Origin of the sequence: Pseudomonas bohemica (assembly GCF_002934685.1) — a bacterium.
Taxonomy (GTDB): Bacteria; Pseudomonadota; Gammaproteobacteria; order Pseudomonadales; family Pseudomonadaceae; genus Aquipseudomonas; species Aquipseudomonas bohemica.
In genome coordinates this window covers 36,910-47,336 of record NZ_NKHL01000084.1, presented here as the reverse complement: position 1 = coordinate 47,336, position 10,427 = coordinate 36,910, and the positions used below count along the sequence as shown (strand labels likewise).

The window sequence follows — 10,427 nt, the reverse complement described above, 5'->3', positions numbered from 1 at the left end:
GCCGCCGAAGGTGGTTCTGCTGCGGTTGAAGCGGTCTCGGCTGCTCACGACGCAGGCAAATCGTCCTTCGTCAGCGAAGAGTTGGCCAAGTCCGATCGTCCTGAATTGACTGCCGCCAAGATTGTCGTCTCCGGCGGTCGCGGCATGCAGAACGGCGACAACTTCAAGCACCTGTACGCGCTGGCCGACAAGCTCGGCGCTGCGGTTGGCGCTTCCCGCGCGGCCGTCGACGCAGGTTTCGTACCCAACGACATGCAGGTCGGTCAGACTGGCAAGATCGTTGCGCCACAGCTGTACATCGCCGTCGGTATCTCCGGCGCGATCCAGCACTTGGCCGGCATGAAGGATTCCAAAGTGATCGTGGCGATCAACAAGGATGAAGAAGCGCCGATCTTCCAGGTCGCCGATTATGGTTTGGTCGCGGATCTGTTCGAAGCTGTGCCGGAGTTGGAGAAGCTGGTCTAATCCAGTCACCTGACTTATAAAGAGAACCCGTTCGTTTCGGGGCTGTTCGAAAGCGTTGACCGTCGAGATTTTTCGATGACTTGCGCCTTCCACAGCCTTGAGTGAGCGGGTTTTTTATTGGCTCGGAAAAAGGATGTTGCCATGTCGTCGCCCAGGCACACGCTGACATCGGTGGTTACAGGATGGTTGCTTTTGCAATCGATGAGCTCCCTCGCGGCAGGTACCTGCGAGCGGCTGGTGGTGACCGGCAGCCCGGATGCACCGCCTTATCTGTGGCGCGACCCGCAGGATCCAAGGCATCTGATGGGCGCCAATGCCGATCTGCTCAAGGAGGCGGCCATGCAAATCGGCGTCAAGGTCGAGCTGCTCTATGCGGGCAAGCGCAGCCAGGCCCTCGAAGAAGTGCGCACCGGGCGCATGGACCTGCTCGCGGACACGCCTCTTAATAGCAACGAGTTGGAGTCGCTGGATTTCATCCATCCGCCGATTACCCAAAACGAAATCATGGTCTGGACCCGCGTCGGACAAGCTCAGCCATTCGACTCCTTGGCCGACCTGCATGGGCATCCTGGGGCGATCTCCGAAAAAACCCGCGTCACCTCGGGCTTCGATGCGGCAATCAAAGAACACCTGAACCTCGAAAAACAGCCGAACCTGACTCAGGCGTTTCAGAAGCTGATGTTGGGGCAGGTCGACTTCGTGCTGGCTGGTCGTTATGCGGGCATGGCCTTGACCCAGACTCTGGGCATGTCCCAGGATTTGCCTGCCCAGCCGCTGCCGCTGGACCGTCCCGGCTTGTACCTCGCGCTGTCATTTAATTCGGCCTGCAACGATTCACGGTTGCGCGGACAGCTGGCGAAAAAAATGACAGAATTGGCGGCTTCGGGCCGCTCCGGCGAAGCCATCGCGCGCAATCTGGAACTCTGGAAAGCGCAGTTGCAGCAGCCAACCAGCGCCGTAAACCAGTAGGAATGTTTTTTTGAGCGTTTTTTTGAAAGTACGATTTTTATTCGTAGCCCTGGCAACCGCCTCATTGTTCGGCTGCGCAAATGATCCTGCACCCATTGAGCAACTGAAGCTCACGGAGCAGGCTGTCGCCCAGGCTACCGCCGTGGGCGCCACCGATGACGAACCAGACATGGCCGCCGCCCAGGCGAAACTGGCCCAGGCGCAGGCAAACATGGCTGACCAATCCTACAAGCAAGCGCGCATGCAGGCCGAACAGGCCGAGCTGGATGCGCGACTGGCCGAAGCCCGAGTGCTGACCGAGAAGAGCGAAGAGCAACTCACTCAAGTGAACACGCGACTGGATCGTCTGCGCAAGCAACTGGGGGCGGCCCAATGAACCGCATTCCTCGGATATTGAGCGTTTGTCTGCTACTCGGCAGCGCAGGCTTATACGGTTGTGCCGGGCATCAGAACAGTGAACAGGCGTTGCAAAGCGCCAACGCCGATTTCCAAAAGGTGAAAGGCGACACCAATGTGTTGCGCAGCGCGCCAAGGGATGTGATTCGTGCAGGTGAACTGTTGGCGCGGGCCGAGCGTCTGTCCAGCTACGTCGGCAGTTCGGACGATGTCAGCCATTACGCATATTTGAGCAGCCGCTACAGCGCTATCGCGACCGAGCACAGTCAGCTGCTGCTCAATCAGGAGAAGCTCGCGCGTCTGGAACTCGAGCGTCAGCGTCTGCAACTGGCCCTGCGCGAAGCCAAGCTTTCCGGTGCCCAGCAGCAAGGCAAGTGGGCCGAGGATCAGGTCATCAGCCTCTCGACTCAGCAGGGCGAGCGTGGCCTGGTGATGACATTGGGCGACATGCTGTTCGACACGGGGCGCGCGGAGCTCAAAAGCTCGGCCAATCGCACTGTGTTGAAGGTCGTGCAGTTTCTGCAGTTCAACCCCAAGCGGGTCGTTCGAATCGAAGGTTATACCGACAGCACCGGTGACAGTCAGGAGAACCTGCAATTGTCCCGAGATCGCGCCCAGGCGGTGGCGGATGTGCTGTCTGATCTCGGCATCGAGGACGAGCGGATTCAGGTCGAAGGTTATGGGAACCAGTTTCCTATAGATGCGAATACGTCTGAGCATGGCCGTGCGCAAAACCGTCGTGTGGAAATCGTGTTTTCGGACGATAAAGGCAAGCTCAGCGCTGCCCGATAAAAAATATTGTTCATGCGGCCCGGTGTTTTATGAAAGCCGGGCTTTTTTGTGGAAAAACCGCCGCTTAGTTGGCGGATATGGCACGTGAAATTTTTCAGCAGCCTTAAGAAAGACTGGTCGATGAGCTAACTGCCCCCGTACACTTGGCAACTGTTCCGGTGATCTGTTCGATCTGATTGCCGTTCGTGATCACAGATGGCCTTGCAAGCATGGATTCGAGGGGCGCCAAATGACCAATCTTCTGCTGTATCAACGTATCGCCCAGCAGTTGGCCGAGGACATTCGTCGCGGCGTTTATCAGCCGGGCGAGCGCGTCCCTTCCGTTCGAAAGATGAGTTCCCAGCTCAACGTAAGTCATGCGACGGTGCTCCAGGCTTACGCCAATCTTGAGGATCAGGGGTTGATCCGTGCTCGTCCCCAGTCCGGTTATTACGTTCACCAGACACCCGCGCTTACGGCGCCGACGCCCGATATCGCAAGGGTCGAGCGGCCTGGCCTGGTCACCCGCGCGAGCATCATTCAGCAAGTGCTGGTGGAAGCGCGGCGGGAAGGTGTCTTCGCATTTGGCGCAGCGGTGCCTCATATCGATTACTTGCCGCTGCGCGCCTTACATCAACAGTTGGCCAAGGTCACACGGTTCCAGAGCCCTCGCGCTTTCAACTATATGTTCAGTCCTGGCTTCGAGCCGCTACGGCGCCAGGTGGCGATCCGCATGCGCGACGCCGGCGTCGTGGTCGACCCCTCGGAGGTGGTGATTACCCACGGTTGTGTGGATGCGCTGCAGATGTCGTTGCGGGTGCTCACCAGCCCCGGCGATCTGATTGCCGCCGAGTCACCGACCTACTACGGATTGCTGCAACTGGCGGATTTGCTGGGATTGAAAGTCATCGAAATTCCCAGCGACCCGAACACCGGGATCAGTCTGGAGGCTTTGCAATTGGCGGCGAATCAGTGGTCGATCAAGGCATTGGTGATGACCTCGCGGCTGAGCAATCCGCTGGGCAGCACCATGCCCGAAGAGCGACAGAAGCACCTGTTGCGATTGGCGTCGGACTTCGATATCCAGATCATCGAAGACGATATCTACGGCGAGTTGATGTATGAGCAGAACAAGACCAAGGCGCTGAAGGCCTTCGATCGTCTGGGGCGGGTGATCTATTGTTCGAGCTTCTCCAAGACCCTGTCGCCGGGCGTGAGGATCGGCTGGATGATCGCCGGCAAGTACCAGGCGGAAATCCAGCGATTGCAGACCTTCAGCACGCACTCGGCCTGCAGTGTGACGCAGATGGCAGTGGCGTCTTACCTTGAGAACGGCGGTTACGATCGTCATTTGCGCTATATCCGACAGGAGCATCGCAAGAACCTCAGCGCCTTCCAACTGGCGGTGCAGCAGATGTTCCCTGAGGGAACCCAGATCAGCCGACCCGCAGGGGGCTTCATTCTCTGGATAAGCTTGCCGGGAAGGGTCAACACGCAAGAGCTGCACGTCCGTGCACTGGAGCAGGGCATCAGTATCGCGCCGGGCTTGATCTTCAGTAATACAGAGCAGTTCAACCACTGTATTCGCCTGAACTGTGGGTTGCCGTGGAACCGAGAGGCGGAGCGGGCGCTGATGACGGTGGGCATGCTCGCCAAGCAGTTATGCCAGGACGCTGGTCAGGCGTGGTGAACTCCATAGGAGTGGCGTTTTCCATCACTTGAAGGGGCTTGCTGACAGGCATTCACTTGTCAGTGGCCGTGCAAAGAGCCAGCATATGGCTTCTGCCTATTTTTCTGCCGCCCAAATATGAATTCACTGCGTTGTATCGGCCTGCTGTTAATGGTGTTGCTGAGCGCCTGTGACGCCGACAAGGCGCCTGCGCCACCGGCCAAAGTGTCCGCTCAAGCGCCCGCTCAAGTGTCTGACGCGAAGACGCCACACACTGCCGCGCCTGTTGCTCAGGCGCCTGCGCAAGCTCCTGAACAACCTTCTGAGAAGGTGCCTGGGGCTGCTGTACCAGTGCATGAATTGAAACCAAATGTATCGGTTGTTCCCGTCATTGCTGCAAGCAAGCCTGATCCGCTCACCTCCGAAGCTGCGAAGAAAATGACCACCGCGGCGAAGGCAGCGGCAGTCGAGCAGAAGACACCAAGTGTCAACGCTAAATCAGCCAAGGTTAAAGCGGATAACGCCGAAGTCGCCAATCGTGCGCCAGTCGCCAGCAAGAGCAAATCGGCATCCCAAGTGGTAAAAGATACCCGTTTGCCCAAGGCAACCCTGGACTTGAGCTTGCCTGCGGATATGGTTAAACAGCTGACCCCGCCGCCGGGTGTCGTTACCGCTGCCGCGAAACCGAAGTCCCCGGCTGCCGGGGCCAAGCCGCTTCTGCCGAAGATGTTTCCCGACAGCAACAGTGACCCTGATTTCCAGCTTCAAGGACGTTTGCTGAGCAATGAAATGCAGCTTCAACTGCGTAATGAAGCGCGCAAAGACGTGGAAGGTGCAGCACTGGATTTCACATTCAAGCAGTAGTACCCGCTGGCTTGTCGCCGGATCCTGCATTTTCAAACGTTCGTTTTAGCGGGTACTATCCGTTCATCTCCCATCGCCTCCTGTGAGGATGTTTTCCATGGAATGCCGTCCGGGCTGCGGCGCATGCTGCATCGCGCCTTCGATTTCTTCGCCGATTCCCGGCATGCCGCAAGGCAAATCGGCGGGAGAACGTTGCGTGCAGCTTTCTGTCGACATGCTGTGCCTGATTTTCGGCAAGCCGGAACGGCCGGCGGTCTGCAGCCGTTTCGCTGCGGAGCCGGAAGTCTGTGGCAGCAGTTCCGAGGAGGCAGTCCGCCTGATTGGCTGGTGGGAGCAGGCCACTTCCCTCGCTTGATGGACGAGGGGAGGCTCAATCACAGCGTTGCACGACATCTGATCGGCATCTGAACTACAGACAATAAGGAATAAGATATGGGTTCGTTGTACCGGATTGCATTTGGAATTGGCATGATTGTAATGGTCGCCAGTGCCGCCCAGGCTGATGACTGGAAAGTGGCCAAGGACGAAGACGGGATCAAGGTTTCGCTCGGTGATGTCGCGGGGTCGCAGTACAAGGCGTATCGGGGTGTGACAACGATCAAGGCCAGCGTCGCAACACTGCGCAGCTTGCAGGAGGATGTAGCAGGGGCCTGTGCCTGGGTTCACGAATGCAAGTCGCAGAAAATTCTCAAGCACGAAGGTGACAGGACCTGGACCTACACCCAGTTCAATACCCCGTGGCCCGTGACCCCGCGGGATTCGGTTCTGCAGATCACCACGGTCGAAGGAGCGGATGGCAGCCTGATGCGCAACCTACTGGGTGACCCCAAGTACATTCCGGAAGAAAAAGGCTTCGTACGGGTCGCTCAGGTTGAAGGCTACTGGAAGCTTGTTCCAAAAGGCCCGAGCGAGACCGAGGTGACCTATCAGGTGCACACCGAGCCGGGCGGCAGCGTGCCTTCCTGGCTCGCCAACAAGTTCGTTGTCGATGCCCCGTTCAACACATTGAAAGCGCTGAGAGAGCGAGCAACGAAGTGATCGGATGACCGATACAGTTCTCGCGGGAATGAAAAAAGGCTGCCACTGGCAGCCTTTTTCGTTTCCCAGTTGCTTAATGGCGTCTGTGCTTACTTGCGTTCTGCAAGTGGAACGATGTCGCGAGATACTTCGCCGGTATACAGCTGGCGAGGACGGCCGATCTTGTATGGGCTGGAGAGCATTTCTTTCCAGTGCGATATCCAGCCGACAGTGCGTGCCAGGGCGAAGATCACAGTGAACATGCTGGTTGGAATACCGATCGCCTTCAGGATGATGCCCGAGTAGAAGTCGACGTTCGGGTACAGCGAGCGCTCGATGAAGTACGGATCGGTCAGCGCGATCTCTTCCAGGCGCATGGCCAGTTCCAGCTGCGGATCGTTGGTGATGCCCAGTTCGCGCAGTACTTCATCGCAAGTCTGCTTCATCACGGTGGCGCGCGGGTCACGGTTCTTGTAGACGCGGTGACCGAAGCCCATCAGTTTGAACGGGTCGTTCTTGTCCTTGGCCTTGGCGATGAATTTGTCGATGTTCGAGACATCGCCGATTTCATCGAGCATGGTCAGCACGGCTTCGTTGGCGCCGCCGTGGGCAGGGCCCCACAGCGCAGCGATGCCGGCGGCGATACAGGCGAACGGGTTGGCGCCCGAAGAGCCGGCCATGCGCACGGTGGAGGTCGAGGCGTTCTGTTCGTGGTCGGCGTGGAGGATGAAGATCCGGTCCATCGCCTTGGCCAGCGTCGGGCTGATCGGTTTGATCTCGCACGGCGTGTTGAACATCATGTGCAGGAAGTTTTCCGCGTAGCTCAGGTCGTTGCGCGGGTACATCATGGGCTGGCCCATGGAGTACTTGTAAACCATCGCGGCAAGGGTCGGCATCTTGGCGACCAGGCGGATCGCAGAGATTTCGCGGTGTTGCGGGTTATTGATGTCCAGCGAGTCGTGGTAGAACGCCGAGAGGGCGCCGACAACGCCGCACATGACCGCCATCGGGTGAGCGTCACGACGGAAGCCGTTGAAGAAGGTCTTGAGCTGTTCGTGCACCATGGTGTGATTCTTCACGGTGACGACGAATTGGGCTTTCTGTTCGGCGGTTGGCAGTTCGCCGTTGAGCAGCAGGTAGCAGGTTTCCAGGTAATCCGATTGCTCGGCCAATTGCTCGATCGGGTAGCCGCGGTGCAGCAGAATACCGTTGTCACCGTCGATGTAGGTGATCTTGGATTCGCATGAGGCGGTCGACATGAAGCCTGGGTCGAATGTGAAGCGTCCGGTGGCGGTCAGGCCGCGTACGTCGATTACATCGGGACCAACGGTGCCGGTCAGAATGGGCAGCTCGACGGGGGCAGCGCCCTCGATGATCAACTGCGCTTTTTTGTCAGCCATGTGGCCTCCTATTTATGCTTCAAATCATCAGACAGGCCCCCCACGCAGGGCCCGCATCACTATAGTGAGATAAATTCTAAAGTCAATTTGCCGAAAGTGTTGTGTGAGAAGGCTTTAACCCAGGGTTTTCCTCGAAATTCCCTGCCGTTTACGCCTTTTATTCCGCTAAAGCAATCCGCCATTAGGGGTGGGTCTGTGCGTTGTCATTAGTTGCCTAACTGTCTATACTCGGCACCCGACCGCCAGGGGCTTGCAGGCCCGTTTTTCTGGGGGTCGTCACTTCCTGGGTAGTGGGTACCTGACCAGTGCACTTCCCAACAACTTGCCCTGATTGTTAGGGGCTCTTCAGTGTGAAAAAAAGCCGTGAAAAGCCAACGACCTGTAAATCTAGACCTAAGGACCATCAAACTCCCCATCACCGCGATAACGTCGATCCTTCATCGCATCTCCGGCATCATTCTCTTCGTCGGCCTTGCCATCATGCTTTACGCATTGAGCAAGTCGCTGGGTTCCGAAGAAGGTTTCGCCGACGTGAAGGCATCCTTGACCAGTCCGCTGGCCAAGTTCATCGCGTGGGGGCTTCTGTCTTCCCTGTTGTATCACCTGGTGGCCGGTGTTCGTCACCTGATCATGGATACGGGTGTCGGTGAGACGCTGGAAGGCGGAAAGCTGGGCTCGAAAATCGTCATCGCCATTTCCCTGGTGCTGATCGTTCTGGCGGGAGTTTGGATATGGTAACCAGCGTTACGAACCTGTCTCGTTCGGGCCTCTACGACTGGATGGCGCAACGCGTCTCCGCGGTAGTGCTCGCGGCTTATTTCATTTTCCTGATCGGATACCTGATCGCGCACCCTGGCATCGACTACGCCACGTGGCACGCTCTGTTCTCGCATAACGGAATGCGCATCTTCAGTCTGTTGGCCCTGGTTGCCCTGGCCGCTCACGCCTGGGTCGGCATGTGGACCATCGCGACCGACTACCTGACCCCGATGGGGTTCGGCAAGTCCGCACTGGCTGTGCGTTTCCTTTTCCAGGCGGTGTGCGGCATTGCGATGTTCGCGTACTTCGTCTGGGGTGTGCAGATTCTTTGGGGTATCTGATTCATGGCTAACATTAATACACTCTCATTCGACGCCATCATCATTGGTGGCGGCGGTGCAGGCATGCGTGCTGCGTTGCAGCTGGCTCAGGGCGGCCACAAGACCGCTGTAGTCACCAAGGTTTTTCCAACCCGCTCGCACACCGTGTCCGCACAGGGCGGCATCACCTGCGCCATCGCGTCGGCCGACCCGAACGATGACTGGCGCTGGCACATGTACGATACCGTCAAGGGTTCCGACTACATCGGTGACCAGGACGCTATCGAATACATGTGTCAGGAAGGCCCGGCAGCGGTCTTCGAACTGGACCACATGGGTCTGCCGTTCTCGCGTACCGAAACAGGCCGTATCTACCAGCGTCCGTTCGGTGGTCAGTCCAAGGATTTCGGCAAAGGCGGTCAGGCTGCACGTACTTGCGCGGCGTCCGACCGTACCGGCCACGCGCTGTTGCACACCCTTTACCAGGGCAACCTGAAAGCAGGCACCACCTTTCTGAACGAGTACTACGCCGTTGACCTGGTGAAGAACCAGGACGGCGCGTTCGTGGGTGTGATCGCGATCTGCATCGAAACCGGCGAAACCATTTACATCCGCGCAAAGGCAACTGTACTGGCTACCGGCGGCGCAGGCCGTATCTACGCTTCGACCACCAACGCCCTGATCAACACCGGTGACGGTATCGGCATGGCGCTGCGTGCAGGTGTCCCGGTTCAGGACATTGAAATGTGGCAGTTCCACCCAACCGGCATTGCCGGCGCAGGTGTACTGGTTACCGAAGGTTGCCGCGGTGAAGGCGGTTACCTGATCAACAAGCACGGCGAGCGTTTCATGGAGCGTTATGCTCCCAACGCCAAAGACCTCGCTGGTCGTGACGTTGTAGCTCGTTCCATGGTTAAGGAAATCATCGCGGGCAACGGTTGCGGTCCTAACGGCGACCACGTGATGTTGAAACTCGACCACCTGGGCGAAGAAGTCCTGCACAGCCGCCTGCCGGGTATCTGTGAGCTGTCCAAGACCTTCGCGCACGTTGACCCGGTTGTCGCGCCGGTTCCAGTCGTTCCGACCTGCCACTACATGATGGGCGGCGTTGCCACCAACATCCATGGCCAGGCGATGACTCAGGACGCCGAAGGCAACGACCAGGTCATTCCTGGCCTGTTCGCGGTAGGCGAAGTGGCCTGCGTATCGGTTCACGGTGCCAACCGCCTGGGCGGCAACTCGCTGCTCGACCTGGTGGTATTCGGTCGTGCTGCCGGTCTGCACCTGGAAAAAGCGCTGACCGACGGCATCGAATACGCCGAAGCCAGCAATACCGACATCGACGTCGCACTGAGCCGCCTCAACAGCCTGAACGAGCGCACCGATGGCGAAGACGTCGCGACCTTGCGTCGTGAGCTGCAAAACTGCATGCAGAACTACTTCGGTGTGTTCCGTACCGGCGAATACATGCAGAAGGGCATCGAGCAGTTGGCTGACCTGCGCGTTCGTATTGCCAACGTCAAGATCAACGACAAGTCCCAGGGCTTCAACACCGCGCGTATCGAAGCGCTGGAGTTGCAGAACCTGCTGGAAGTCGCCGAAGCCACTGCAGTCGCTGCAGAGGTGCGTAAGGAATCCCGCGGCGCTCACGCCCGTGAAGATTTCGAAGATCGCGACGATGAAAACTGGCTGTGCCACACCCTGTACTTCCCTGGCGAGAAGCGGGTTGCCAAACGTGCAGTCAACTTTGCGCCGAAGACCGTACCGGCGTTTGAACCGAAAATTCGGACTTACTAA

At 58.2% G+C, this 10,427-nt stretch carries 12 protein-coding genes; 11 read left to right on the top strand and 1 reads right to left on the bottom strand.

The genetic code is table 11. The features are described from left to right. The 8 genes from CE491_RS04865 to CE491_RS04830 form a co-directional block, all read left to right on the top strand. The coding region (locus CE491_RS04865) for an electron transfer flavoprotein subunit alpha/FixB family protein (RefSeq protein WP_199884992.1) at nt 1-465 on the top strand (465 nt) is incomplete at its 5' end. A gap of 141 nt (nt 466-606) precedes the next feature. Beyond that, a complete protein-coding gene (locus tag CE491_RS04860) occupies nt 607-1,434 on the top strand; it encodes a substrate-binding periplasmic protein (RefSeq protein WP_110947231.1) in 828 nt (275 codons plus the stop codon). Between the two features lie 22 nt (nt 1,435-1,456). Next, nucleotides 1,457-1,810 carry a DUF4398 domain-containing protein gene (locus tag CE491_RS04855; RefSeq protein ID WP_110947232.1) on the top strand — a complete coding sequence of 118 codons (354 nt, stop codon included), beginning with the start codon at nt 1,457-1,459 and terminating at the stop codon, nt 1,808-1,810. Beyond that, nucleotides 1,807-2,622, top strand: coding sequence for an OmpA family protein (locus CE491_RS04850; protein ID WP_110947230.1), 816 nt, complete (start codon nt 1,807-1,809; stop codon nt 2,620-2,622). The genes CE491_RS04855 and CE491_RS04850 overlap by 4 nt, the downstream gene beginning before the upstream one ends. Before the next feature lie 229 nt (nt 2,623-2,851). Then, nucleotides 2,852-4,291: an aminotransferase-like domain-containing protein gene (locus CE491_RS04845; RefSeq protein ID WP_110947229.1), complete on the top strand. Its 1,440-nt coding sequence runs from the start codon at nt 2,852-2,854 to the stop codon at nt 4,289-4,291. A gap of 117 nt (nt 4,292-4,408) precedes the next feature. Then, the gene (locus CE491_RS04840; protein WP_110947228.1) at nt 4,409-5,134 is read left to right on the top strand and encodes a translation initiation factor 2; all 726 of its coding nucleotides are present in this window, start codon (nt 4,409-4,411) and stop codon (nt 5,132-5,134) included. A 97-nt stretch (nt 5,135-5,231) separates the two neighbouring features. Further along, entirely contained in the window at nt 5,232-5,489 is a 258-nt protein-coding gene (locus CE491_RS04835; RefSeq protein ID WP_110947227.1) for a YkgJ family cysteine cluster protein, read from the top strand. Between the two features lie 77 nt (nt 5,490-5,566). Then, nucleotides 5,567-6,172: an START domain-containing protein gene (locus CE491_RS04830; protein ID WP_110947226.1), complete on the top strand. Its 606-nt coding sequence runs from the start codon at nt 5,567-5,569 to the stop codon at nt 6,170-6,172. 89 nt (nt 6,173-6,261) lie between these two features. On the opposite strand, the gene gltA is transcribed toward CE491_RS04830, so the two are convergent. Next, entirely contained in the window at nt 6,262-7,551 is a 1,290-nt protein-coding gene (gltA, locus tag CE491_RS04825) for a citrate synthase (RefSeq protein ID WP_062381071.1), read from the bottom strand. A gap of 363 nt (nt 7,552-7,914) precedes the next feature. On the opposite strand from gltA, the gene sdhC reads away from it, so the two are divergent. The 3 genes from sdhC to sdhA are packed head-to-tail and all read left to right on the top strand — an operon-like array spanning nt 7,915 to nt 10,427. Continuing rightward, a complete protein-coding gene (gene sdhC / locus CE491_RS04820) occupies nt 7,915-8,289 on the top strand; it encodes a succinate dehydrogenase, cytochrome b556 subunit (RefSeq protein ID WP_110947225.1) in 375 nt (124 codons plus the stop codon). Beyond that, on the top strand, nt 8,283-8,651 hold the full coding sequence (gene sdhD, locus CE491_RS04815; RefSeq protein WP_110947224.1) for a succinate dehydrogenase, hydrophobic membrane anchor protein: 369 nt from the start codon (nt 8,283-8,285) through the stop codon (nt 8,649-8,651). Before sdhC ends, sdhD begins: the two co-directional genes overlap by 7 nt. 3 nt (nt 8,652-8,654) lie before the next feature. Then, a complete protein-coding gene (gene sdhA, locus CE491_RS04810; protein WP_110947223.1) occupies nt 8,655-10,427 on the top strand; it encodes a succinate dehydrogenase flavoprotein subunit in 1,773 nt (590 codons plus the stop codon).